The organism is Bacillus mesophilum, assembly GCF_008923265.1.
Taxonomy (GTDB): Bacteria; Bacillota; Bacilli; order Bacillales; family Cytobacillaceae; genus Cytobacillus; species Cytobacillus mesophilum.
The window spans coordinates 502,802-529,287 of sequence record NZ_WBOT01000002.1 but is presented as its reverse complement, the minus strand read 5'-3'; the positions used below and the strand labels follow the sequence as shown (position 1 = coordinate 529,287).

26 protein-coding genes are annotated in these 26,486 nt (G+C 40.6%); 25 read left to right on the top strand and 1 reads right to left on the bottom strand.

Annotation, left to right across the window (positions count from 1 at the left end; translation table 11 throughout):
• The first annotated feature begins 54 nt into the window (after positions 1-54).
• From hrcA to deoC, 8 genes are all read left to right on the top strand, one after another.
• Positions 55-1,095 carry a heat-inducible transcriptional repressor HrcA gene (gene hrcA, locus F7732_RS07530; protein ID WP_151573292.1) on the top strand — a complete coding sequence of 347 codons (1,041 nt, stop codon included), beginning with the start codon at positions 55-57 and terminating at the stop codon, positions 1,093-1,095.
• 321 nt (positions 1,096-1,416) lie between these two features.
• The gene (gene grpE, locus F7732_RS07525) at positions 1,417-1,995 is read left to right on the top strand and encodes a nucleotide exchange factor GrpE (protein WP_275670916.1); all 579 of its coding nucleotides are present in this window, start codon (positions 1,417-1,419) and stop codon (positions 1,993-1,995) included.
• A 25-nt stretch (positions 1,996-2,020) separates the two neighbouring features.
• A complete protein-coding gene (dnaK, locus tag F7732_RS07520; RefSeq protein WP_151573290.1) occupies positions 2,021-3,871 on the top strand; it encodes a molecular chaperone DnaK in 1,851 nt (616 codons plus the stop codon).
• Positions 3,872-4,078: 207 nt separating this feature from the next.
• Positions 4,079-5,203: a molecular chaperone DnaJ gene (dnaJ, locus tag F7732_RS07515; protein WP_151573289.1), complete on the top strand. Its 1,125-nt coding sequence runs from the start codon at positions 4,079-4,081 to the stop codon at positions 5,201-5,203.
• 21 nt (positions 5,204-5,224) lie between these two features.
• Positions 5,225-6,163: a 50S ribosomal protein L11 methyltransferase gene (gene prmA, locus F7732_RS07510; RefSeq protein ID WP_151573288.1), complete on the top strand. Its 939-nt coding sequence runs from the start codon at positions 5,225-5,227 to the stop codon at positions 6,161-6,163.
• 130 nt (positions 6,164-6,293) lie between these two features.
• Positions 6,294-7,043: a 16S rRNA (uracil(1498)-N(3))-methyltransferase gene (locus F7732_RS07505; protein ID WP_151573287.1), complete on the top strand. Its 750-nt coding sequence runs from the start codon at positions 6,294-6,296 to the stop codon at positions 7,041-7,043.
• 5 nt (positions 7,044-7,048) lie between these two features.
• Entirely contained in the window at positions 7,049-8,392 is a 1,344-nt protein-coding gene (gene mtaB, locus F7732_RS07500) for a tRNA (N(6)-L-threonylcarbamoyladenosine(37)-C(2))-methylthiotransferase MtaB (protein WP_151573286.1), read from the top strand.
• A 411-nt stretch (positions 8,393-8,803) separates the two neighbouring features.
• Positions 8,804-9,472, top strand: a complete 669-nt coding sequence (gene deoC, locus F7732_RS07495) for a deoxyribose-phosphate aldolase (RefSeq protein WP_151573285.1) — start codon at positions 8,804-8,806, stop codon at positions 9,470-9,472.
• 33 nt (positions 9,473-9,505) lie between these two features.
• Here the strand turns inward: deoC and F7732_RS07490 are convergent, their stop codons facing one another.
• The gene (locus tag F7732_RS07490) at positions 9,506-10,438 is read right to left on the bottom strand and encodes a Na/Pi symporter (RefSeq protein WP_151573284.1); all 933 of its coding nucleotides are present in this window, start codon (positions 10,436-10,438) and stop codon (positions 9,506-9,508) included.
• 210 nt (positions 10,439-10,648) lie between these two features.
• On the opposite strand from F7732_RS07490, the gene rpsU reads away from it, so the two are divergent.
• From rpsU to glyS, 17 genes are all read left to right on the top strand, one after another.
• Positions 10,649-10,822 carry a 30S ribosomal protein S21 gene (rpsU, locus tag F7732_RS07485; protein ID WP_066201342.1) on the top strand — a complete coding sequence of 58 codons (174 nt, stop codon included), beginning with the start codon at positions 10,649-10,651 and terminating at the stop codon, positions 10,820-10,822.
• 15 nt (positions 10,823-10,837) lie between these two features.
• On the top strand, positions 10,838-11,281 hold the full coding sequence (locus F7732_RS07480) for a GatB/YqeY domain-containing protein (RefSeq protein ID WP_066443472.1): 444 nt from the start codon (positions 10,838-10,840) through the stop codon (positions 11,279-11,281).
• A gap of 173 nt (positions 11,282-11,454) precedes the next feature.
• A complete protein-coding gene (locus tag F7732_RS07475; RefSeq protein WP_151573283.1) occupies positions 11,455-12,786 on the top strand; it encodes an NfeD family protein in 1,332 nt (443 codons plus the stop codon).
• 26 nt (positions 12,787-12,812) lie between these two features.
• Positions 12,813-13,808 (top strand): flotillin-like protein FloA, encoded by a 996-nt coding sequence (floA, locus tag F7732_RS07470; RefSeq protein ID WP_151573685.1) that lies wholly within the window; start codon positions 12,813-12,815, stop codon positions 13,806-13,808.
• 73 nt (positions 13,809-13,881) lie between these two features.
• Entirely contained in the window at positions 13,882-14,352 is a 471-nt protein-coding gene (locus F7732_RS07465) for a hypothetical protein (RefSeq protein ID WP_151573282.1), read from the top strand.
• 76 nt (positions 14,353-14,428) lie between these two features.
• Positions 14,429-14,713, top strand: a complete 285-nt coding sequence (gene yqfC, locus F7732_RS07460) for a sporulation protein YqfC (RefSeq protein WP_066443482.1) — start codon at positions 14,429-14,431, stop codon at positions 14,711-14,713.
• Between the two features lie 54 nt (positions 14,714-14,767).
• Positions 14,768-15,961, top strand: a complete 1,194-nt coding sequence (gene yqfD / locus F7732_RS07455; protein WP_151573281.1) for a sporulation protein YqfD — start codon at positions 14,768-14,770, stop codon at positions 15,959-15,961.
• Positions 15,958-16,917 (top strand): PhoH family protein, encoded by a 960-nt coding sequence (locus F7732_RS07450; protein WP_151573280.1) that lies wholly within the window; start codon positions 15,958-15,960, stop codon positions 16,915-16,917. Before yqfD ends, F7732_RS07450 begins: the two co-directional genes overlap by 4 nt.
• 285 nt (positions 16,918-17,202) lie before the next feature.
• Entirely contained in the window at positions 17,203-19,398 is a 2,196-nt protein-coding gene (locus tag F7732_RS07445) for an HD family phosphohydrolase (protein WP_151573279.1), read from the top strand.
• On the top strand, positions 19,395-19,865 hold the full coding sequence (gene ybeY, locus F7732_RS07440; protein WP_151573278.1) for an rRNA maturation RNase YbeY: 471 nt from the start codon (positions 19,395-19,397) through the stop codon (positions 19,863-19,865). Before F7732_RS07445 ends, ybeY begins: the two co-directional genes overlap by 4 nt.
• The gene (locus F7732_RS07435; RefSeq protein WP_151573277.1) at positions 19,843-20,241 is read left to right on the top strand and encodes a diacylglycerol kinase family protein; all 399 of its coding nucleotides are present in this window, start codon (positions 19,843-19,845) and stop codon (positions 20,239-20,241) included. Before ybeY ends, F7732_RS07435 begins: the two co-directional genes overlap by 23 nt.
• Before the next feature lie 556 nt (positions 20,242-20,797).
• Positions 20,798-21,196 carry a cytidine deaminase gene (locus F7732_RS07430; protein ID WP_151573276.1) on the top strand — a complete coding sequence of 133 codons (399 nt, stop codon included), beginning with the start codon at positions 20,798-20,800 and terminating at the stop codon, positions 21,194-21,196.
• Positions 21,189-22,100 carry a GTPase Era gene (gene era / locus F7732_RS07425; RefSeq protein ID WP_151573275.1) on the top strand — a complete coding sequence of 304 codons (912 nt, stop codon included), beginning with the start codon at positions 21,189-21,191 and terminating at the stop codon, positions 22,098-22,100. The genes F7732_RS07430 and era overlap by 8 nt, the downstream gene beginning before the upstream one ends.
• Before the next feature lie 152 nt (positions 22,101-22,252).
• Positions 22,253-22,396, top strand: a complete 144-nt coding sequence (locus F7732_RS07420; RefSeq protein ID WP_151573274.1) for a YqzL family protein — start codon at positions 22,253-22,255, stop codon at positions 22,394-22,396.
• Between the two features lie 30 nt (positions 22,397-22,426).
• Entirely contained in the window at positions 22,427-23,182 is a 756-nt protein-coding gene (recO, locus tag F7732_RS07415; protein ID WP_151573273.1) for a DNA repair protein RecO, read from the top strand.
• 317 nt (positions 23,183-23,499) lie between these two features.
• Entirely contained in the window at positions 23,500-24,381 is an 882-nt protein-coding gene (gene glyQ, locus F7732_RS07410) for a glycine--tRNA ligase subunit alpha (protein WP_151573272.1), read from the top strand.
• A 1-nt stretch (position 24,382) separates the two neighbouring features.
• Positions 24,383-26,455 carry a glycine--tRNA ligase subunit beta gene (gene glyS / locus F7732_RS07405; RefSeq protein WP_151573271.1) on the top strand — a complete coding sequence of 691 codons (2,073 nt, stop codon included), beginning with the start codon at positions 24,383-24,385 and terminating at the stop codon, positions 26,453-26,455.
• Positions 26,456-26,486 lie beyond the last annotated feature (31 nt).

The window sequence follows — 26,486 nt, the reverse complement described above, 5'->3', positions numbered from 1 at the left end:
TTTATTAGTAGAATTAGCACTCAACGATTAAGAGTGCTAACAGAGGTGATAACTGTGTTAACAGATCGTCAATTATTAATTTTTCAAGTGATTGTTGATGATTTTATTCAATCTGCACAGCCTGTCGGATCAAGAAGCTTGTCGAAAAAGGATGAGATTTCATTTAGCTCGGCAACAATCAGAAATGAAATGGCTGATTTGGAAGAGCTTGGTTTTATTGAAAAAACACACACCTCTTCGGGAAGAATTCCTTCCGAAAAAGGCTACAGATATTATGTGGATCATTTACTTTCACCGCAAAGGCTGGGCAAAGAAGATGTTTATCGAGTGAAATCCATTTTTGCAGATCGGATATACGAGCTTGAGAAAATTGTACAGAAATCTGCGAAAATCCTTTCAGAGATGACGAACTATACATCTATTGTTCTAGGACCAGATCTAGGTGAAAATAAACTGAAGAAAATTCAGATTGTCCCATTGAATGAACAGACTGCGATTGCTATTATTGTGACTGATTCCGGACATGTGGAGAACAGAATGTTTCAGCTTCCTGAAAATATTGATGCTGGTGAGCTTGAGAAGCTTGTCAACATCCTGAATGAGCGTCTCTCCGGTGTACCAATGGATCAGCTTCATAATAAGATTTATAAAGAGGTTGCAGTGCTGCTTCGCCAGCATATCAGTCACTATGATTATATGCTGCATTCCATCGCTGAAACCATTAAAGCGCCAGCAGGAGAAAAACTGTTTTTTGGCGGTAAAATGAACATGTTAAGCCAGCCGGAGTTTCATGATATTGACAAGGTCCGCAATCTGATGAATATGATTGAACAGGAAAAAGGTTTCTACGATCTTATCCGTCATCATCATTCTGGAATTCAGGTGAAAATCGGCAGAGAAAATAATAATGAAGCGATCGACAACTGCAGTCTGATCACAGCCAGCTATTCTGTTGGAAAAGAAAGACTCGGCACCATCGCCATCCTGGGGCCAACCCGAATGGAATACTCACGAGTCATCAGCCTGCTCCACTATTTCAGCAAAGACCTATCTGCTGTTCTCACAAATCTGTATCAAAATGAAAACCGCGGGTAATATTGATAGAGTGACAATGCATTGAGCGCTCTTTCATAAGAAGTAAGCAGAGCGTGATTTGAACTTAGCTTTAAGATAATAATTTGCTTTAACAACACTTGTTGATTGAAACGGAAGAGTGCGAGACTCCTGCGGGACGAGTGGGGAGCTGAGACCCCACAGGAGCGAATGCGACGAGGAGGCTCAGCACCCGCCCCGCGGAAAGCGAGTACTCTGGAGTGGAAATCAGTTTATACTAGAGTTAAGCGTAGCAGAAACCGCAAAACAATCTTTTACTCAAAAGATATTTCCGTAAAAACCCATTTTAAGGAGGTGAAAAAGTTGGCAGAAGAGAAAGACACTCTACAAGAAGAACAAAACAAGCAGCCATTTGATGGCGAAGAGCCGACTGAAGAAATTTTTGGTGAAGCAGAAGAAGAAGTTGTTGAGGCATCAGAGACAAACGAGGCCGATGCAAAAATTTCTGAGCTTGAACAAAAGCTTGAGGAAGCTGAAAATCGCTATTTGCGTCTGCAGGCTGATTTTGATAATTCCCGCCGCAGATCGAAATTGGATCGTGAGGCGGCCGATAAATATAGATCACAAAGCTTAATTACCGATTTGCTGCCTGCCATTGATAACTTCGAAAGAGCCTTACAAATGGAAGCTGATTCTGAACAGGCGAAATCAATGCAGCAGGGAATGGAAATGGTTTACCGCAGCTTGATTGAGGCGCTGAAAAAAGAAGGCGCTGAGCAAATTCAGTCCGTTGGCAAAGAATTTGATCCGCATATCCACCAAGCTGTTATGCAGGTGGAAGACGAAAACTTTGCGAGCAATACGGTAGTTGAAGAATTCCAAAAAGGGTATATGCTTAAAGACCGCGTAATCCGACCAGCAATGGTAAAAGTAAATCAGTAATACATACATTAGGGAGGTAATATTCATGAGCAAAATTATTGGGATTGACTTAGGTACAACAAACTCATGTGTGGCTGTATTAGAAGGCGGCGAAGCAAAGGTAATTCCGAATCCGGAAGGAAACCGTACAACTCCATCAGTTGTAGCTTTTAAAAACGGAGAGCGTCAAGTAGGGGAAGTTGCAAAACGCCAATCCATTACAAACCCTAACACGATTTTATCTGTTAAGCGTCATATGGGTACTGACTTTAAAGTAGAAGCTGAAGGAAAAGATTATTCTCCTCAGGAAATTTCTGCTATTATTCTTCAATACTTAAAGTCATATGCAGAAGAATATCTTGGTGAAAAAGTTGACAAAGCAGTTATTACTGTTCCTGCATACTTCAATGATGCAGAGCGTCAAGCAACAAAAGATGCTGGTAAAATTGCTGGCTTAGAAGTTGAGCGTATCATCAATGAGCCAACAGCTGCTGCTCTTGCTTACGGAATGGATAAAGTCGATGAAGATCAAACGATCCTTGTATACGACCTTGGCGGCGGTACATTTGACGTTTCCATCCTTGAACTTGGCGACGGTGTATTCGAAGTTAAATCTACTGCCGGGGACAACCGTCTTGGCGGAGATGACTTTGACCAAGTGATCATCGATTACTTAGTAGAGCAATTCAGAAAAGAAAACGGCATTGATCTTTCAAAAGATAAAATGGCACTTCAGCGTTTAAAAGATGCTGCTGAAAAAGCGAAAAAAGATCTTTCTGGTGTAACATCTACACAAATTTCCCTGCCATTTATTACAGCTGGAGAAGCTGGTCCGCTTCACCTTGAAGTAACATTATCACGTGCGAAGTTTGAAGAGCTTTCTTCTGACCTTGTAGAGCGTACAATGGGACCTACTCGCCAGGCATTAAGAGATGCTGGTTTATCTCCTTCTGAAATTGATAAAGTTATTCTTGTTGGTGGTTCTACTCGTATTCCTGCCGTACAAGATGCAATCAAAAAAGAAGTTGGCAAAGAGCCTCATAAAGGTGTAAACCCTGACGAAGTTGTTGCAATGGGTGCAGCCATTCAAGGCGGAGTCATCACCGGTGATGTGAAGGACGTTGTATTGCTTGACGTAACTCCATTATCACTTGGTATTGAAACAATGGGCGGTGTATTCACGAAGCTAATCGATCGTAATACAACCATCCCTACTTCTAAATCACAAGTATTCTCTACTGCTGCTGATAACCAGTCAGCTGTTGACATTCATGTGCTTCAAGGTGAGCGTCAAATGGCAGCAGATAATAAAACATTAGGACGCTTCCAGCTTGGCGATATTCCTCCAGCTCCACGCGGCGTACCGCAAATTGAAGTATCTTTTGATATTGATAAAAACGGTATCGTAAACGTACGTGCGAAGGATCTTGGCACAAACAAAGAACAAGCGATCACAATCAAGTCTTCTACAGGACTTTCTGATGATGAGATCGATAGAATGGTAAAAGAAGCTGAAGAAAATGCTGAAGCAGACAAGAAGCGCAAAGAAGAAGTAGAGCTTCGCAATGAGGCAGATCAGCTTGTCTTTACAACTGAAAAAACGCTAAAAGATCTTGAAGGCAAAGTAGACGAAGCGGAAGCTGCAAAAGCAACTGAAGCAAAAGATGCTCTAAAAGAAGCGATCGAGAAAAATGATCTTGAAGAAATCCGTGCGAAGAAAGATGCTCTTCAAGAAATCGTTCAAGCTCTAACTATGAAGCTATATGAGCAGGCACAACAGCAGGCACAGGGTGCACAAGGTGCACAAGGTGCACAAGGTGCTGATGATTCAGCTGCTGGCGGCAAGGATGACGATGTTGTTGACGCTGAATATGAAGAAGTTAAGGATGACAAGTAATCGTCTAAACGATTATGAAGTTGTTTGCTGATTCGTATAAAGAATAAAGTAGACGACTAAGACCATTCATTCTATTTCCCGGGTGCAGCTTAGCATATATAAAGGCTGCATCTGGAATTACCATAGTCAAAGTCAGGTCTTTCTTGGCTTTGGCTTTTATTTTTGATACAATACAATTTATGTGAATAGAATCGGGGAGTGGTAATCATGAGTAAAAGGGATTACTATGAAGTCCTTGGCGTCAGCAAGAGTGCTTCCAAGGATGAATTAAAAAAAGCTTATCGCAAGCTGTCCAAACAATATCATCCAGATATAAATAAAGAACCTGGTGCAGATGAAAAGTTTAAAGAAGTAAAAGAAGCCTATGAAGTATTAAGTGATGACCAGAAAAAAGCGCATTATGATCAATTCGGCCATACAGATCCAAATCAAGGATTTGGCGGAGGCGGCGGTTTTGAAGGCTTCGGCGGCTTTGAAGATATTTTCAGCACTTTCTTTGGCGGAGGCGGCTCGCGCAGAAGAGATCCGAATGCGCCAAGACAAGGTGCCGACCTGCAGTATACGATGACTCTTGCATTCGAGGATGCCGTATTTGGCAAGGAAACAACCATTGAAATTCCTAGAGAAGAACCTTGTGACACTTGTGACGGATCTGGTGCGAAACCAGGTACAAAAGTGGAGACATGCAGTCACTGTCAGGGATCTGGTCAGCTGAATGTGGAACAAAATACTCCGTTCGGCAGAATTGTGAATAGAAGAGCATGTCACCATTGTTCAGGTACTGGCAAAAACATTAAGCATAAATGTTCTACATGCGGCGGAGACGGCAAGGTGCAGAAACGCCGTAAAATTAATGTGAAAATTCCAGCTGGAATTGATGATGGCCAGCAGCTTCGTGTTTCCGGACAAGGAGAGCCAGGTGTAAACGGTGGTCCTGCAGGGGATCTATATGTGGTCTTTGCCGTTCGTTCTCATGAATTCTTTGAAAGAGATGGCGACGATGTTTATTGTGAAATGCCAGTGACTTTTGTACAGGCAGCGCTTGGAGATGAAGTCGAAGTGCCAACTCTTCATGGAAAAGTGAAGCTTAAAGTGCCTGCAGGAACACAAACAGGAACAAAATTCCGCTTAAAAGGAAAAGGAATTCCAAATGTGCGCGGCTATGGCACAGGAGATCAGCATATTATCGTTAAGATTGTGACACCTACGAAGCTGACAGAAAAGCAAAAGCAGCTATTAACAGAATTTGCAGAAGTAAGCGGCAGTGTACCTCAAGGTGAGCATGAGGAAAGTTTTTTTGATAAAGTAAAACGTGCCTTTAAGGGTGAATAATGGAAATGGAGTTGGTAAACGTTGAAATGGTCAGAAATTAGCATTCATACAACCAATGAAGCGGTAGAGGCGATTTCGAATATTTTGCATGAAGCAGGTGCAAGCGGAGTTGTTATTGAGGACCCGTTTGAATTAATTAAAGAAAGACAAGACCAATTCGGTGAAATTTACCAGCTCGATCCCCATGATTATCCTGAAGAAGGTGTAATTGTTAAAGCTTATTTGCCTGTGAACAGCTTCCTGGGTGAAACGGTAGATGAAATTAAAGAAGCGATTAATAACTTAATCCTTTTCAATATTGATATTGGACTCAATAAAGTAAGCATTAGTGAAGTAAATGAAGAAGAATGGGCAACAGCGTGGAAGAAATATTATCATCCTGTTAAAATATCAGAGAGATTTACGATTGTTCCTACATGGGAGGAGTACACCCCTGTCAGCAGCGATGAACTGATCATTGAGCTCGATCCAGGCATGGCTTTTGGCACAGGAACACACCCGACAACAGTAATGTGTATTCAAGCCCTTGAACGTACGGTTAAACACGGTGACTATGTTGTCGATGTTGGAACAGGCTCTGGTGTATTAAGTATTGCAGCAGCCATGCTTAAGGCTGAAAAAGTTACAGCACTTGACCTTGATGAAGTCGCTGTTCAATCAGCTAAAATAAACGTAAAGCTAAATAAGGTTCATGAAAAAGTTGATGTATTTCAAAACAACCTTCTTGACGGTGTTGAAGAACAAGCAGATGTTGTTGTCGCGAATATTTTAGCAGAGGTCATCATGCGCTTCACAAATGATGTTGCCTCAGCTGTAAAACAAGACGGCTACTTTATCGCCTCTGGCATCATCCAGCAAAAGAAGCAAGACGTTAAAGATAAGATCAGCGAAGCTGGCTTTGACATTATCGAAGTGATGCAAATGGAAGACTGGGTTGCGATCATCGCAAAAAGAAAATAATAGCTGTAATAGGGGTTGCCTGGTAAACAGCTGCCCCTATCCTTATGTATGCCTGGTCTAATTGTGACGGATTTTGCTGTTTTTAATGATGTAAAGAATTTCTATTTTTAGATGACAAAGAGGGATACTGATGCAACGCTATTTCGTGAAAGAATCTGCAAAAGACGAATATTTTACCATTACAGGCGATGATCAGCGCCATATCAGCAAAGTGATGCGAATGGCACCTGGGAATTTCATTATTTGCGTTGACTCAAAAGGCAACAGTGCAGAATGTGAAATTGCAGAAATTACCGATGAAAAAATTACGGCAAAAATAGTAAAATGGATAGAAGGTTCACCAGAACTGCCTGTACAAGTAACGATTGTGAGCGGATTGCCTAAAGGGGATAAGCTTGAGCTCGTCATCCAGAAGGGAACAGAACTTGGTGCATATGAATTTATCCCTTTTATTTCAGCCCGTTCAATTGTAAAATGGGATGCTAAAAAAGCAGACAAAAAGCTTGATAGATGGAATAAAATCTGCAAAGAAGCTGCAGAACAGTCTCATCGAACGATTTTGCCTGCGGTTACTGCTCCAGTTCAATTACAAGAGCTGATTAAATTAGCAGAATCATACGATCAAAAGTTAATTGCATTTGAGGAAAGTGCGAAAGAAGGAGAAGCCTCGATGCTCTCCCAAACATTGCAGCAGCTTAAACGAGGACAATCACTGTTAATCGTGTTTGGCCCAGAGGGCGGACTGACTGAACAAGAGGTTACAGCTCTTCAAGAACAAGGATTCATTACTTGCGGTCTTGGACCTAGAATATTACGAACCGAAACGGCGCCGTTATATGCATTAGCGGCCGTTTCCTATCATTTTGAATTAATGGGGTGAATAGAATGCCTTCAGTAGCTTTTCATACACTTGGCTGTAAAGTCAACCACTATGAAACAGAAGCCATTTGGCAATTATTTAAAGAAGCCGGCTATGACCGGGTAGATTATGAACATATATCTGATGTTTACGTTATTAATACATGTACGGTTACCAATACTGGCGATAAAAAAAGCCGTCAGGTGATCCGCAGAGCGATCCGCAGAAACCCGGATGCTGTCATCTGTGTAACAGGCTGTTATGCGCAAACTTCTCCAGCTGAAATCATGGCGATTCCTGGGGTTGATATTGTCGTAGGAACTCAGGACCGCATTAAAATGCTGGAGTACATTGAACAATATAAGCAAGAACGCCAGCCTATTAACGGCGTCGGCAACATTATGAAAAGCCGTGTATATGAGGAACTTGACGTGCCTGCTTTTACTGATCGCACAAGAGCCTCTCTTAAAATCCAGGAAGGCTGCAATAACTTCTGTACGTTTTGCATTATTCCTTGGGCTCGCGGTCTCATGAGATCAAGAGATCCGGAAGAAGTTATTCGCCAAGCACAGCAGCTTGTGGACGCAGGCTACAAAGAAATTGTCCTGACAGGCATTCACACAGGCGGTTATGGCGAGGATATGAAAGATTATAATCTTGCAATGCTTTTAAAAGACCTGGAAGCAAAAGTCCGCGGCTTAAAGAGACTGCGTATTTCTTCCATTGAAGCCAGCCAGATTACGGATGAAGTCATTGAAGTCATTGACCAATCAAATGTGATTGTCAGACATCTTCATATTCCAATTCAATCAGGCTCTAATACAGTCTTAAAAAGAATGCGCCGAAAATACACAATGGAATTTTTTGCAGAAAGATTAGATCGCTTGAAAGAAGTGCTTCCTGGTCTTGCGGTAACTTCTGACGTTATTGTCGGCTTCCCTGGTGAAACAGAAGAAGAATTTATGGAAACATATAACTTCGTGAAAGATCATAAATTCTCTGAGCTTCATGTATTCCCATATTCAAAGAGAACAGGCACGCCTGCCGCTCGAATGGATGACCAGATTGATGAGGATATTAAAAATGAACGTGTACACCGTTTGATTGCCTTATCGGATCAGCTTGCGAAGGAATATGCAAGTGAGTTTGAAGGCGAAGTTCTCGAAGTGATCCCAGAAGAAACATTCAAAGAAAACGAAGGCAGCGATCTGTATGTTGGCTATACAGACAACTACCTAAAAGTGGTTCTGCCAGCAACCGAAGATATGATCGGCCAAATTGTTAAAGTGAAAATTACAAAATCAGGCTATCCATACAACGAAGGACAATTTGTCCGCGTACTTGATGAAGTGGAAGAAGCTGCTGTTTAAAGAACTGCCCTTTGTGGCGGTTCTTTTTTTGGGCAGTGAAATTATATTAGCGTTTGGCGGATAAATGAAAATAAAGGCGGATAAAATTTTTAACGGAGGATATACCCTCTCAAACGGCGGATCTCTGCTCTGTTTTTACCTAAAAAGAACAAAAAAAGGACATATTCATACATCTTCGTGCCTAATTTCTTGTTTATCATTCAGAAAACCATCACCCTCCCTCGAGAAAAAGAGTAATCAGTCTCCGATTCCAGCTTGCTTAACGAATAAAAAATCATGCAAAGTAACAGTATGGGCAATAATATGGTTGGAACCGATTGCAATTTTTCAAAAATACACTGTAATTTTCTTATGGACAATGGTATCATATTAGAGGTACGTACAACTAGTTTCCGGAAGGAGCAATACCTAATGACAAATGTAGCAAAAATGATTGATCATACATTACTAAAAGCTGACTCAACAAAAGAGCAAATTGAAAAAATCTGTGCTGAGGCAAAAGAATATAATTTTGCATCTGTATGCGTTAATCCAACATGGGTTAAGCTTTCAAGCGACCTTTTAAGCGGAACAGAAGTAAAGGTTTGTACAGTAATTGGTTTCCCGCTGGGCGCTTCTACATCTGAGACAAAAGCTTTTGAAACAAGCAACGCAATCGAAAATGGTGCAACGGAAGTGGATATGGTGATCAATATCGGAGCACTTAAAGGCGGAGATTATGAGCTTGTTGAGAAAGACATCAAAGCGGTTGTTGATGCAGCTAAAGGGAAAGCATTAACAAAAGTTATTATTGAAACATCTCTTCTAACAGAAGATGAAAAAGTTAAAGCATGTGAGCTATCTGTTAAAGCAGGTGCTGATTTTGTTAAGACATCTACTGGTTTTTCAACAGGCGGGGCAACGGCAGAGGACATTGCTTTAATGAGAAAAACAATTGGACCTGATCTTGGTGTTAAAGCATCCGGCGGTGTACGCAGTGCTGAAGATGCTGAAAAAATGATCAAAGCAGGTGCAACAAGAATCGGTGCTAGCTCAGGTGCCGCAATTGTACAAGGTTTGACAAGCGATTCAGATTATTAATAATCAAAAGAGCCGTCCATTTGGGCGGCTTTTTCAATCCGGTGATTTTCCTCCATGAAGTTTTTCTATAAAGGAAGCAAAGGGCTGTGCAAAAGGCAAGACAAGCAAGGATGTTATCACATTAAAGAGCACACTAATATGGGCCAGCTGCGTATCGAGAGAAGAAGATAGAAGCACAGCAGCGCTCGCCAGCATAGAGATAAATGGGTAAAACAGAATTACTCCCACGCAGTTTAACCAAATATGTGCAAAAGCTGTAAGCTTTGCAGCTCTCCCTGCTCCAATTGAAGCCAGATAAGCATCAGCACACGTCCCGATATTGGAGCCAAGCATAATCGCAATTCCTGTATCCAACTCCATCAGTCCTGCAGACATAAATCCCATCACAATGCCAGTAGCAGCCGTGCTTGACTGAATGATGGCTGTTAGTATTATTCCTGCAAGAATACTATAGAAATGATGATTATCTAATGCCAGAAGAACATGATTTACATAGGAGTTTTCTTTTAAAGAAATCGCAAGAACCTCGAAGCCTCGCATCGCCGCAAAAACTGCTGAAATGCCTAAGAATGCAAATCCGGCACTTTTAATTGCTTTTTGAGGAAATAATGCCGAAGCAGTCCCAATTAGCGCAAATGGAATCAGCAGGGATTCAATGTTAAAGGTAATGAGCTCCGTAGTAAAAGTGGTTCCGATATTTGTACCTAAAATGATGCCGATGGACTGAGGAAAGGTCAGCATTCTTGCAGAAACTAGTCCAATGGTCATGACCATTAAAGTAGAACTGCTCTGCAGTACAGCCGTTAAAATAATGGCAGTGAGCATTCCTTTCCACGGTGAAGCCGTTAAGATGGTCAACACTTTATGAATAGAACTTCCGGAAAGATTAAATAAACCTGTTCTGAGGATCGTCATTCCAAAAATAAATAACCCGATAAGAAGTATAAATAATAGCAGCTGCAGCATAAAATCCCCCCTTAACACTCATCATATGGACATGTATTGAGGGACATGCCAGGAGGATAATAAATTATTTAGGGAAGAAATAAAAAAACAAACGGCAGCTAGTGCTAATTTCAGTTGACCTTCATACAGTGTTATATTATAATTGCAAGGTACATGGAATAAACCATGTTGTTGATGTAAGTGTGTTGTGCTCGGAGGGAGGGAAAGAGAATGTCTAAAACCGTCGTTCGTAAAAACGAATCGCTTGAAGATGCTCTTCGTCGCTTCAAACGTTCAGTTTCTAAAACTGGTACTTTGCAAGAAGCAAGAAAGCGCGAATTCTACGAAAAACCTAGTATCAAACGTAAGAAAAAGTCTGAGGCTGCAAGAAAGCGCAAGTTTTAAGAGAGGGTGAATGAAATGAGTCTTCTCGAGCGTTTAAATGAGGATATGAAACAAGCGATGAGGAATAAAGAAAAAGATAAGCTAACCGTTATCCGGATGATCAAAGCTTCCATTCAAAACGAAGCGATCAAGCTTGGCAGAGAGCTGTCCGGTGATGAGGAGCTTACTGTCCTCTCTCGCGAAGTAAAACAACGCAAGGATTCCCTCCATGAATTTGAAAAAGCAGGTCGTGAAGATCTTGTTGAAAAAATTCGTACTGAACTTCAGTATGTAGAATTATATATGCCTAAACAGCTGACTGAAGAAGAACTCTCTGAAATCGTTAAAGAAACGATTGAAGAAACAGGTGCTGCTTCTAAAGCCGATATGGGCAAAGTGATGGCCGCTATTATGCCAAAGGTTAAAGGCAAAGCAGACGGTTCAATCATTAATAAACTTGTACAACAACACCTTTCATAAAACGAGTTCAAAAGACCGGATGCTTAATGCTTCCGGTCTTTTTGGCTATTTAGCTAAGTTTTATAAATAGATGAGTTTTTCCTAAATAAAATTAAAATAATTGAAACCTTTTTGTATCCTAACCCGTATAACAACTAAGGATAAGATTATAAATGAGAAAGGAGGGAGGATTAATGAGATCCGTTTTTAAACATATCGCTGTGATATCATTCCTTTTTGCTTTTATTCTCATGCTTATTCCTGTCAATGGAACAAGTGCTAATAATGAAATCGTCTACACGGTTCCTGTGGAAGAAACGGTCGAAAAAGGATTATATGCCTTTTTAAGCAGAGCCGTTCATACAGCTGAGGAAGAAGGCGCTGATGCCATTATTTTTGAAATCAATACGCCAGGCGGTGCCGTGGATGCTGCTGGAGAAATTGGAAAGCTTTTAACCAGCACAGATATTAAAACGATTTCATTTGTTAATAAACAAGCATTATCAGCAGGTGCTTATATTGCATTAAATACCGATGAGATTTATATGGTGCCTGGTTCGACAATGGGATCAGCTGCCATCATCGATCAATCAGGCAACACAGCTGGAAAGAAGGCTGAGTCTTATTGGTTCTCTGCTATGGAGAGTGCTGCACAGCAATCAAATCGAGATCCAATCGTTGCACGGGCAATGGCAGACGAATCTATTGAAATACCTGAACTCGGACTTGGGAATGATGAACTGCTAACCTTAACACCAGATCAGGCATTAGAAGTGAACTATTCTGAAGCTACCGTTGCCAATATGGATGAATTAGTCCAGCAGCTTGGTTTTGAAAATGCTGAGATCAGAAGCATGGAAGAAAGTTTTTCAGAGAAATTGGCTCGTTTTTTAACAAACCCGGTCATTATCCCGATCTTGCTGTCTATTGGAAGTATTGGGCTTGTGGTGGAATTATATTCACCAGGGTTTGGAGTCCCAGGTTTTATGGGTCTGTCCGCCTTATTGTTATTCTTCTACGGACACCTTGTTGCCGGCCTTGCCGGATATGAAACCTTAATCCTCTTTGTGATTGGGATTGGCCTGTTAATCGCAGAGTTTTTCCTCCCGGGCGGCATTGCCGGACTGCTTGGAGCAGGGGCTATTATAGCCAGTCTGTTTATGGCATCTGGAAACGTTGTCCATATGGGAATTTCTATCTTGATAGCCATTTCGGCGGCAATTTTGGTTTCTATTTTATTGGTAAAGGTGTTTGGTAAAAAGATGAAATTCTTTCGAAAAATGATTTTAACTGACTCTACAAACACAGAAAAAGGATATGTGTCCAATAAAAATCGTACAGAATTAATTGGTACGGAGGGATATGCTTTGACTGCATTGCGTCCAGCAGGTACTGTTGTAATAAGCAATGAAAGAATAGATGTTGTAAGTGAAGGTGGATTTATTCAGAAAGATGCAAAGGTTCGGATCGTTAAAGCTGAGGGCTCGCGCATTGTAGTTAGGGAAGTAACTAATTTAGATAAATAGGAGGAACTTACATGTTTGAACTTGGAATGGTACTAGGAACTGGTGGTATTTTAACCATTGTGCTGATTGTACTTGCTGTCATTCTCTTGGCAGTTCTATTCACTTTCGTACCAGTCATGCTGTGGATTTCAGCATTAGCAGCTGGGGTGAAGGTAAGTATTTTTACTTTAATTGGGATGAGACTTCGCCGGGTTATTCCGAGCCGTGTCATCAATCCTTTGATTAAAGCGCATAAAGCAGGTTTAGATGTGACAACAAATCAGCTGGAAAGTCATTATCTTGCTGGTGGTAATGTAGACCGTGTTGTCAATGCGCTTATTGCAGCACATCGTGCAAATATTGAATTAAGTTTTGAAAGAAGTGCGGCTATTGATTTGGCTGGACGTGACGTTTTAGAAGCAGTACAGATGAGTGTAAACCCGAAAGTAATTGAAACACCATTTATTGCCGGTGTGGCAATGGACGGAATTGAAGTGAAAGCAAAAGCACGTATTACGGTTAGGGCCAATATTGATCGCCTTGTCGGTGGTGCTGGTGAAGATACAATTGTTGCCCGTGTAGGGGAAGGGATTGTCTCCACAATTGGTTCATCTGATAATCATAAAAAAGTTCTAGAAAATCCTGATATGATTTCACAAACTGTTCTTTCTAAAGGCTTAGATGCCGGTACTGCCTTTGAAATTCTATCGATTGATATTGCGGACGTTGATATCGGCAAAAACATCGGTGCCGAGCTTCAGACAGAGCAGGCGGAAGCTGATAAAAAGATCGCTCAAGCGAAGGCTGAAGAGCGTCGTGCAATGGCAGTAGCGCAAGAACAGGAAATGAAAGCGCGCGTCGAAGAAATGCGTGCGAAGGTTGTTGAGTCCGAATCGAAAGTTCCTCTTGCTATGTCAGAAGCATTGCGCAGCGGCAATATGGGTGTAATGGATTATTTAAACTTTAAGAACATTTCTGCAGATACAGATATGAGAGATTCGATTGGTAAAATATCTGAAGATCCGAACAATAAAAAAGATTAATGGTTCTTAGCGCTGCCCTTTTTGAGGGTGGCTGATGTAAAGAATTTCCCTTTTGGAAGGGAGGAATCGTTTTATGGAATTTATATTTGAAAATCCGCTTATACTTTTAGCGATAATTGGTTTTATTAGTTCTCTATTTACAAAAGGAAAAAAAGAAGAAGAGAAGCGCAGAAAACCAGCGCAGCGGCCTGTCAGCCGTCCGACTCAGCCACAGCAGCCGGCACAAGCATCTCCTATTGAACGAAAAAGAGAAGAGCTTGAAACGCGCGCAAAGCGGGCTGCCGCTCAAATGGAGCAGCAATATGCTGAAACAAGACAAAAGGCTGATGAAGAGCTGGAAGCTTTAAAGCAAAAGCAGCGGTATGCCGAACGGCGAACTGCAGCAATTAGAGAACGTATGCCTGCTCAGAATACAGCAAATACGAATACACAGGCGCAAGCTTTGGCTCCAGATAAACAAAAGCTAGCAGATGCGATTATTTGGTCTGAAATTTTAGGTCCTCCAAGAGCGATGAATCCTCATCGGTCAGTGAAAAGAAAATAACAGCGCTTGATTGGCGAAAAATGTGCTAGAACCTCCTTTCATTTCATACATATGAGATGAAAGGGGGTTCTTTTTTATGGCAAAAAAATGGGGGACCGTGCTGCGGAGCTGGATGACAAAAAATATGGAGCTTCCTCAAGATGTCATGATGGATTTACCCCGAATAACAATGATTGGACAAATCCATATATATATTGAAAATCACCGAGGTCTGCTTTCATTTTCAGATAAGGAAATTAGGCTTTTGCTTAAGCAGGGACAGTTATTAGTGAAAGGGAAGGCTTTTGTCATAAAGACAATAATGCCAGAAGAGATCATGCTTGAGGGGAAAATTGATCAAGTCACCTATCTCCCGGATTGAGAGGTGGCTTGAAGTCACCCTGTGGGCTGCAAATCATGAATCAGGAGGAGCGCTATGAAGAATCAATGGATTGAATTTTATAAAGGAGTAGTAACGGTAAAGGCATATGGAAAAGGAATTGAGCGTTTTATCAATTCTTTAACAAGAGATAAAATACATATCTGGAATGTCAGAAGTCACGGCACGAGTGCAATCACTTTTCAAATGAATCTGAGGGATGCAAAAAAGATTAGGAAGTATGCACGTGAAAGTGAATGTAAATTAGAGTTTCAGCAAAGAGAGGGTATTCCTTTCTTAGCGATTAGAATGCTCAGAAATAGCGGTTTTTTAATCGGAGCTTTTCTGTTTCTGGTGGTAATTACCCTGCTTTCCAATATGGTATGGGGCATCGAAATTAAAGGGGCAAATCCGGCAACTGAATATAAAATTCAGAAAGAGCTGGAGGCAATGGGTGTTAAAACAGGTAAGCTTCAATTTTTTATCGATAATGTGGAAGCCATTCAAAAAGGTCTGACAAATAACGTAAAAGAAATAACATGGGTTGGTGTGGAATTAAAAGGGACAACCTACCATCTTCAAGTCGTTGAAAAGAATGAGCCTGAAAAAATAGAAGCGCTCGGTCCGCAGCATCTAGTTGCAAAAAAGAAAGCCATTATTGAAAACATGTTCGTTGAAGAAGGACAGCCAGTCGTCAGTATTCATGATCGGGTCGTTCCAGGACAATTACTTGTTTCCGGTTTGGTTGGCAAAGAAGAAGAGCCAGAGGTCGTATCTGCTAAAGGAGAAGTTTTTGGCGAAACTTGGTACAAGTCTACGGTCACATTGCCAATCAACAGCACCTTCCAAGTCTTTAACGGCAATGAGAAGGAAAAACACTATCTTGAAATTGGCTCTTGGAAGATTCCTATATGGGGATTTGGCAAAACCGAATTTAAAGAGCACGAAAAAGAAGAGAATAAAAAGAGTCTCCGCTTTTTATCATGGGATTTACCGCTTTCTTATCAGAATGAGACATTCCGCGAGCGGCAGACAATCACTAGGACGTATACAAATAAAGAAGCCGTAGAAGTAGCAAAAGAAATGGCGCGGCAGGATATAAAATCACTGCTCGATGACAATGCTAAGATAAAAGGTGAAAAAGTTTTGCACCAATCTGCAGACAATGGTAAAGTTACACTATCAATACATTTCCAAATTATTGAGAATATTGCACAAGGACAACCATTTACCCAAGGAGATGCAGAATGACAGAAGATTTAAAAACAATGAATATGCATTTTGAAAATCCAAATGAAGCAATAGCACTGCTCGGCAACTCTGATAACAATATTAAATTAATTGAAGAAGAGTTTGAGGTTTCTGTGGTGACTCGCGGCGAATCGGTATATGTTTCAGGCACTGCCGAAAGTGTAGAGCTTGTAGGAAACATACTTGATAAGCTTCTGTATGTAATTCGCAAAGGAATTAACATCAGCGGGAGAGATGTCGTGTATGCCATTGAAATGGCAAAAAAGGGAACACTTGAATACTTCAGCGACTTATATGAAGAAGAAATTACAAAAAACGCAAAAGGCAAATCCATTCGTGTTAAAACGTTAGGACAGCGTCAATATATTAATGCAATCAGAAAGCATGATCTTGTCTTTGGTATTGGCCCAGCCGGTACAGGTAAGACATATCTTGCGGTTGTCATGGCTGTCAGTGCACTAAAAACGGGCCAGGTCAAACGCATTATTTTAACAAGACCAGCAGTTGAAGCTGGCGAAAGCCTTGGATTTTTGCCTGGTGACTTAAAGGAAAAGGTCGACCCATATTTGAGACCGCTTTACGATGCTCTGCATGATATCTTAGGAGCAGAGCATACTCAGAGGCTGATTGAAAGGGGAACGATTGAAATTGCTCCTCTAGCCTATATGAGGGGCCGTACCCTTGATGATGCATTTGTTATTTTAGATGAAGCACAAAATACAACACTTGCTCAAATGAAAATGTTCTTAACCCGCTTAGGTTTCGGATCAAAAATGGTCATAACAGGTGACAGAACACAGGTTGACCTGCCAAAAGGCGTTAAATCCGGACTAATCGCAGGGGAAGACATTTTAAAAGGTGTTCAGGGGATCTCGTTCATTCATTTAGAGCAAAGTGACGTTGTTCGTCATCCGCTTGTAGCCAAGATTATCCAGGCTTATGAAAAATCTGAATAATATTGAGTTAATGCCGCCAGGAGACTGGCGGTTGTTTTTTTGCTTCAATAAAAGCAAGAAGATAACGGCTCTCCAAGTTTAATGGATCATTGTCCTCTATTCCGAATTCAGATATCCTATTGGTATAATTTGCTATTACCTATCAGGATAGGTTACCCTAATAGTAACGAACTATGAAAACTTTCTGGCATTTTAATGAAATTTGTCTAAAAAGCTGATATTATTTTACATAATTATAGTTCTAGCGCAACCGTCATATTGTGGTATGGTAGGAGGGATCTTTTTTTGGAAAAGCTGCAGCGGAATATGGCTAAAATAAGAAATTTGCTTAATGTTAAACTATTTAAATTATTGCTGTTTGTTGTTTTAGGAATTGTTTTATACTTTTCAATGTTCGCGAATGTGAGACCAGAAATGCTAAATTTGAGTTTGTTTTCAGTCTCTGAGCAAACCATCCGATCTCCTATTACGGTTGAGGATAAAGAAAGCACTGAATTAAAGAAGAAAGAGGCGGAGAACCAAGTACAGGATGTTTATGTGGTCAAGAAGGAAATTGCTCAAAATCGAGTTGACCTTGTTACATCCATTTTTAGTTCTGCGACTGAAGTGAATGATGAGATTGAAGAAGATATGGCCGATAGGGAAAGAGCTCAAGAGGAATTGGCTGAAAGCACGGATGATGAAGCAGCTGAAATTGAAGAGCCTACAATTGATGAGAAGCTTTCCTTGATGAAAGAAAAGCTTACTGAGGGTGTAACAAAGGAAGTATCCGATCAATCTCTGCGCGCGCTTCTGCAGGCAGGGCAGGACGACTTAAGCATAGCTCAGGATTTAACGGTAACGACGATCAATAATGTGATGCAGTCACGTATTCCTGCTGATGAAGTCGAAAATGCAAAGAAAAGGCTTGAGGAAGAACTTAAGCTGACAAGTATGAGCACAGGATTAAAGACTGCAGCCATTGAGCTTGGGCGGTATGCTATTTATCAAAATGAATTTTATGACCCTGCAGCTACACAGGAAATGCGTCAGCAGGCAGTTGAAAGTGTAGAGCCTGTAAAAATACTGCAAGGCCAAATCCTGGTAGAGCAAAATCAGCTTATTAGCCGGGATGTTTATAGACAGCTGGAGCTTGTAGGACTGACAGATAATGAAAACTCGATTCAATCCTATATTGGATTATTGCTCATGATTCTCCTTATTTTAGGAGCTATCTACTATTATTTCCACGAGCATAATGTGAGTGAAGAAAAGAAGCAAAGCCAGCTATTGCTGTTTAGTTTGATTCTTATTCTATCCACATTGCTAATGAAAGCAATTAGCTTTTTTCATGATCTCGATTACTCTGAAATTGTATACATATTCCCTGCAGCAATGGGAGTCATGCTCATTAAGATATTGATTGATGAAAAGCTGGCAATCTTTTTTACCATTATAAGTACAGTGTGCGGCTGTATTATCTTTAATGAAGGCATCACAGGTACACTGCATGTCACAGCAGGAATTTACATTTTATGCAGTGGAATGGCAGGCATTCTTTTCTTAACGAATCATAATCATCGTTCGAAAATTTTGCAGGCTGGTTTGTTTGTATCGATTGTAAATATTATCGTGATTTTTTCATTGCTATTTTTGCGCAATGGCCAGTATGATCCGCTTGAATATGGTTTTTATTTTGCTGCTGCTCTGATTTCAGGCATTGCCTCAGCTGTCTTAACGATTGGGTTTCTTCCCTTCTTTGAGACCGGATTTGGCATGCTTTCAGCGATGAAACTGATTGAGCTTTCCAACCCGAACCATCCGCTTTTAAGGAAGATTTTAACAGAGGCGCCTGGGACCTACCACCATAGTGTAATGGTCGCTAATTTATCTGATTCTGCTTGTGAGGCAATTGGGGCAGACGGCCTTCTTGCACGGGTAGGCTGTTATTATCATGATATCGGCAAAACCAAGAGGCCGCAATTTTTTATTGAAAACCAGATGAATATAGAAAATCCTCATGATCGTCTGCCGCCGCAGACAAGCAAAAATATTATTATTGCACATGCAGCGGATGGTGCTGAATTGCTGAGAAAGCATAAAATGCCGAAAGAAATTGTTGATATTGCCGAACAGCATCACGGAACCACCTTGCTTAAATTTTTCTACTTTAAGGCGAAAGAGAAGGGCCTGGATGTGAAAGAGGAGGATTACCGTTACCCTGGACCAAAGGCGCAGACAAAGGAAGCCGCAGTTATTGGGATTGCTGATAGTGTCGAAGCAGCAGTAAGGTCCATGTCAAATCCTACACCAGAGCAAATTGAGGAACTGATTAAGAAAATTATTGCCGATCGTCTGCAGGACGGCCAGCTGAATGAATGTGATTTAACATTAAAAGAGCTTGAGATTGTGGCACAATCATTTAGTGAAACATTAAATGGAATATTCCATTCCCGTATAGAATATCCAGAAATGACGAAACAGAAGGTGAAGGAAGCATGAGTTTAAATATTGATTTTTTAGATGAAACAAATGAGATTTCTGCTCAGGATCAAGAGCAAATCGAAAGACTGTTAAATTTTGCAGCTGTTAAGGAACAGGTGGAAAATGAAACGGAAGTATCCGTTACATTTGTCACGAATGAAAGAATACAAGAAATAAACCGAGAATACCGAGACAAAGACAAGCCGACTGATGTGATTTCATTTGCTATGGAAGAACTGGGAGAAGGCGAAGTAGCTCTATTGGGTATTGAAATGCCCAGAGTGCTTGGGGATATTATTATCTCAGTTGAAAAAACGAAAGAGCAGGCAGAGGACTATGGCCACAGTTTTCAGAGGGAGTTAGGATTTCTTGCTCTGCACGGCTTTTTGCATCTGCTTGGCTATGATCATGAGACTGAAGAAGACGAAAAAACAATGTTTTCCCGTCAGAAGGTTTTGCTGGATGAATTCGGCCTCGAAAGATAAAAAACATAAATGGATTAAGGCTGTAGCCAAATCGTTTTCTTATGCTGCTGAGGGACTTGTTTCCTCAGCTAAAACAGAGCGTAACCTAAAAATCCATCTTGCCGTTATGCCGCTGATAGCTGCGTGCGGATTTATCTTTTCTATCAGCAAGGCTGAATGGCTCATTGTGATCATCGTCATCGGCGGCATGATCGCGCTTGAGCTTATGAATACCGCTGTTGAACGAGTGGTTGATCTGGTGACGGACCAGTACCATCCTTTGGCAAAGCAGGCAAAAGACATTGCAGCAGCGGCTGTTCTTGTCTATGCTATAACCGCTATTTTGATCGGTGTCATTATCTTTTTGCCGAAAATTATAGCTAGTATGGGGTTGTAGAGACTGTCATTTTTGGCAGTCTTTTTTTGGGGTGGATAAAGAAGGGAAAGCGAGGACGTGGTGTCGTGAAAAGAACCGAAACACACTCTTGATATCCAGATAATGGAGGATAGAGTCGTGATAAAAACCGAAACACACCCCTATTATCCAGAAACTAGTAAACCATGTTACAAAACAAACCAAAACAAGCCTCCATTGAGAAGATACTGGCATTCCGATCACAATTAAAGCCCGAACACCCCTCTCAAATAAAACCTTTAGTGGTTTCCGCTACCAAAATGAAATACATCCATCAAGCAAGTTGGTCAGTAAAATCCCCACGCCTTCCTATCCATTTGTTAAAGAACCGCAAAGATTTTGTAAACACCGCTACAACCTATTTGAAACCGTTGCCTAAATCGGCTAAAATAACAGAACAGCAAACAAATAGGGCTAATTCATTAACTGAATTTTCAATTTTTTTATTACAATTTGACAACAACCCATGTAATTGCTTTTGAAATGATGTAAAATAAGAGTAAGGCTTCGGTCTTGGCATTGAAAGGAAGAATGTATAGTGGAAATCACACAATTAATCGAAGAAGCAAAATTAGCAAGAGAAAAAGCATATGTACCTTATTCTAAATTTAAGGTTGGCGCCGCTCTCCTTACGGATGAAGGTACCGTTATACATGGCTGCAATATCGAAAACGCAGCATATAGTATGACCAATTGCGCAGAAAGAACAGCGCTTTTTAAGGCATACTCTGATGGAATTACTAAATTCAAAGCAATTGCAGTAGTAGCAGATACAGATGGGCCTGTCGCTCCTTGTGGTGCATGCCGCCAAGTAATCTCTGAACTATGCAGCAAAGATACAAAAGTCATACTAACAAATTTAAATGGAGCTATTAAAGAGCTTTCAGTAGAAGAGCTGTTGCCTGGCGCATTTTCACCGGAGGATTTACATGAATAACGAACAAACGCATAAATCAGGTTTTATTTCGATTATTGGCAGACCAAATGTCGGAAAGTCCACTTTCCTGAACAGAGTTATTGGTCAAAAGATTGCCATTATGAGCGATAAACCGCAGACAACAAGAAATAAAGTGCAGGGAGTTTTAACAACGGCGGATGCCCAGTTTATTTTTATCGATACACCGGGTATTCATAAACCAAAGCATAAATTGGGAGACTTCATGATGAAGGTAGCCCAGAATACGCTGAAAGGCGTGGATGTTGTGTTTTTTATGGTAAATGCCGAAGAAGGTTTTGGAAAAGGCGAAGAGTTTATTATCGAAAAATTCCAATCCGTTCAAACACCTATTTTTCTTGTTATCAATAAGATTGACCAAATTCACCCTGACCAGCTCTTATCGGTAATAGAGTCATACAAAGAAAAGTATGATTTTAAAGAAATTGTTCCGATTTCGGCCTTAGAAGGAAATAACGTTGATACACTATTGGAGCAGCTGAAGGAATATATGCCGGAAGGTCCGCAATACTATCCTGCTGACCAGGTTACCGATCATCCAGAGCATTTTATTGTTTCTGAGTTGATTAGGGAAAAAGCACTTCATCTGACACGTGAAGAAATTCCACATTCACTTGCAGTTGTGATCGACAAAATGAAAAAGAAAGATGACAAAGACATTGTTCATGTGATGGCTACCATCATTGTTGAGCGTGATTCGCAAAAAGGAATTGTCATCGGCAAGCAAGGGAAAATGCTGAAGGAGATCGGACAGCGGGCCCGACTGGATATTGAAAATCTGCTTGGATCTAAGGTGTTCTTGGAGCTCTGGGTTAAGGTGCAAAAAGATTGGCGCAATAAGATGACACAATTGCGCGACTTTGGTTTTAGAGAAGACGAATACTAATTCTCTTATCTACATTATTAATGTTATTCATAATCAATGAACGATTTTAATTTACAAATTTTTCGTCTTATGATTTTCAAAAGACAGGCTATGATAAGGTTAAGGAATCATAATTTGCATTGCTAGTTAAATACGGAAAGGTGGGGTTATCGATGATGGAATTTACCTGGAAGGTTTTCTCGCAAACAGGTAATATTGACACATATCTTCTTTTTAAGGAATTGCAAAAGGATACAAATGATATACCCGGAAATCAGGACGAAGAGCTAGCAGAGGTTGATTTTCCCATCTCATAGGATTGTCTAAATATAGGGATGGTGACGAATATGCTTGAAAAATGTGAAGGCATAGTCATTAGAACAGCGAATTATGGAGAAAGCAATAAAATCGTTACCTTATATACGCGCGAATGGGGAAAGGTTGGGATGATGGCACGCGGAGCGAAAAAGCCGAATAGCAGGCTCTCCGCCGTCACCCAGCCTTTTACATATGGATATTTTCTTATGCAAAGAGGGAGCGGGCTGGGCACGATGCAGCAAGGAGAAATGATTTCCTCAATGCGATCGATTAAGGAAGATATTTTCCTTACGGCTTATGCTGCGTATATTGTAGAACTCTTAGATAGAAGTGTTGAAGATCGAAAGCCAAATCCATTCTTGTTTGAGCTATTATTTCAATCGCTGAATCTGATTAATGAAGGCTATGATCCCGACATTATTATGAATATTTTCGAAATGAAAATGCTGAATACGCTCGGTTTATATCCGGTGCTGAATCAGTGTGCGGTTTGCGGAAGCACAGATGGGCACTTCTCTTTTTCAATTCGGGAGGGCGGTCTCATCTGCCATCGCTGCCTTGAAAAGGATCCGTACCATTACAAACTATCTCCTGCAGCGGTCCGGTTGTTAAGGGTGTTTTATTATTTTGATTTATCCAGACTCGGAGATATTTCAGTGAAAGAAGAAACAAAGGCAGAGCTGAAGAAAATCATTACAGCTTATTATGATGAAAACTCTGGCTTAAATTTAAAATCAAAAAAGTTTTTAAATCAAATGGAGAAATTCGATGGCTTCTTAAAGTAATATTTGACTTTAAAAATGATTTTCGCTATGATTCAAATATTAATAGTTGCGATGACGAAGAGGAGTACTTAATTCAGTCTATAAAAGCGAACCTAGGGTGGTGTGAGCTAGGTGATAGAAGGATTAAGGAAGGGCACTTTACGAGCGACATGACGTTGAAAGAGGCTGAAGCTTTTGCTTTGGCAAATAGGGTGGAACCGCGGGTTAACTCTCGTCCCTATGCCGTATTTAGGCATAGGGACGGGAGTTTTTTAGTTTTTTAACGATGAAGTCCCTGATGTCTAACATCAATTTTATAAAAAAGGGTGAGATGTGAGATGAATATTCAGAACATGATTCTGACATTGCAAAAGCATTGGTCAGAGCAAGGCTGTATTCTAATGCAGGCTTATGATGTGGAAAAAGGAGCGGGCACAATGAGTCCGTATACATTTTTAAGGGCAATTGGTCCGGAGCCTTGGAATGTAGCTTATGTCGAGCCTTCCCGCCGTCCGGCAGATGGACGCTACGGTGAAAATCCTAACCGCCTTTATCAGCACCATCAATTTCAGGTGATTATGAAGCCTTCTCCAGATAATATCCAGGAGCTGTACCTTGATTCACTTAAGGCATTAGGAATCGATCCGCTTAAGCATGACATTCGTTTTGTTGAAGATAACTGGGAAAATCCATCTCTTGGCTGCGCAGGTTTAGGCTGGGAAGTTTGGCTTGATGGCATGGAGATTACACAATTTACGTATTTCCAGCAGGTGGGCGGTCTAGAATGTAAACCGGTATCTGTTGAAATTACCTATGGGATTGAGCGTTTAGCCTCTTATATTCAAGATAAAGAAGATGTATTTGATTTGGAATGGACAAACGGCTTTACTGTAAGAGATATCTTCCTGCAGCCGGAATATGAGCATTCTAAATATACGTTTGAAACGAGCGACCCTGATATGCTGTTTAACTTATTTAATATTTATGAAAAAGAAGCACATCGTCAAATGGATGAAGGACTTGTGCATCCTGCTTATGATTATGTACTGAAATGCTCACATGTGTTCAATTTGTTAGACGCAAGAGGCTCCATTTCCGTCACAGAAAGAACGGGATATATTGGACGCTGCCGAAACTTAGCAAGAAAAATAGCAAAAACATTCTATGAAGAGCGTGAAAAGTTAGGATTCCCAATCCTGCAAGCAAAGGAGGAAAATTAAGATGTTTAAAAAAGATCTCCTTTTAGAAATTGGTCTTGAAGAAATGCCAGCTAGATTTGTTACAAATTCAATGAATCAGCTTTCTGATAAAATTCAAGCTTGGATGGTGGAAAAAAAGATTGATTTTGATCATGTGACTGCATTTTCAACACCTCGCCGACTTGCTGTAATGGTGGAAGGCATCAGTGAAGCACAAGAGGATGTACATGAAGAAGCAAAGGGTCCAGCTAAAAAAATCGCACAAGACGAAAATGGCGAGTGGACGAAGGCTGCCATTGGATTTTGCAGAGGGCAAGGAGCAACAGTCGAAGATATTTTCTATAAAGAAATTAATGGTGTTGAGTATGTTCATGTGAAAAAGTTTATACAAGGACAACAAACGATTTCGCTTTTACCAGAGCTGCAGCATGTCATTACGTCCTTGTCTTTCCCTAAAAATATGCGCTGGGCAGATGAAGAGCTCAAATATATCCGTCCGATAAAATGGATCATCGCATTATTTGGATCTGAAATTGTTCCATTTTCGATTGCTGGTGTACAGACATCCAATTGGACAATGGGTCACCGTTTCTTGGGTGAACGCACGGAAATTACCAGCCCAGATGCTTATGAGAAAACATTAATGTCTCAGTATGTGCTTGTTAATTCGGATGAACGAAAAGAAGGCATCCGCAATCAGCTAAAACAACTTGAGGAAGAGCATGACTGGGTCATTCCAGTCGATGAAGATCTACTTGAAGAAGTAAACAACCTGGTTGAATATCCAACTGCTCTTTTTGGAAAGTTTGAGGAAGAGTTTTTGCAGATCCCACAGGAAGTTCTTATTACATCAATGAAAGAACATCAGCGTTATTTTCCTGTTAAATCAAAAGATGGAGAGCTCCTTCCTTTCTTTGTTACGGTGAGAAATGGCGGGCATGAGCATCTTGAAAATGTGGCAAAAGGAAATGAAAAAGTATTAAGAGCAAGACTATCTGATGCAGCTTTCTTTTATAATGAAGATCAAAAAACAGCGATCAGTGATTCTCTGAAAAAGCTGGAATCCATTGTGTATCATGAGGAAATCGGAACGCTGTCACAAAAAACAGCAAGAGTGCGCAAGCTAACGAATAAGCTTTCAGGATTATTAACCTTTAATGAAAATGAAACTGTACAGGCAGATCGTGCAGCTGAAATTGCAAAGTTTGACCTTGTGACACATATGGTATATGAGTTCCCGGAACTGCAAGGGTTTATGGGTGAAAAATATGCTTTGCAAAAGGGTGAAGATCCTGCTGTGGCCCAAGCCATTAATGAGCATTATATGCCAAGAAATGCTGAAGACTCGACGCCAGAAAGCAATGTGGGGGCATTATTATCAATCGCTGAAAAGATCGATACGATTGCTGCCTGCTTTGCCATCGGTATTATCCCAAGCGGTTCACAGGATCCTTATGCTTTAAGAAGGCAAGCAACAGGCATTGTGCAAATTCTTTTAAATAAACAATGGGTACTGCCGCTTGAAACGATTATTGATCTTGCTTTAGAGCTTGTTCAGGAAGATAATATCGCGAAAAAAGCTTTAGAAGAGATACAAAAAGATCTTTTTGCATTCTTTAAACTGCGCATCAAGCATATCATGCAAGAGCGCGGCGTTCGATATGATCTCATTGATGCTGTTCTTGGCAATGAATTGGGTTCAATGCCTTCATTGGTTAAGCGAGCAGAAGTATTAGAAAATGAGAAACAAAACCCGGATTTCAAAGAAAACATGGAAGCGCTTGGCCGTGTATTAAACATCTCTTCAAAAGCAGTACATGTTGGGGAGGTAGAAGAGAATTTATTTGAGAATAACTATGAAAAAGAATTGTATAACAAATATGAGGAAGTTCGTAATCAGCTGCAGAACATTGCAGATGAGAAAAGTTTATACGACTTGCTTGTGTCATTAAAGCCTGCTATTGATGGTTACTTTGAGCATACAATGGTAATGGCAGAACAGGAAAACATCCGTTCAAACCGTTTAAGCCAAATGGCTAAGCTGGCGGAGATCATTCGTCAATTTGCGAATGTAAATGAGATTCTTGTGAAATAGAGATGCAGTTCCACTGTTTTGGCAGAATGCT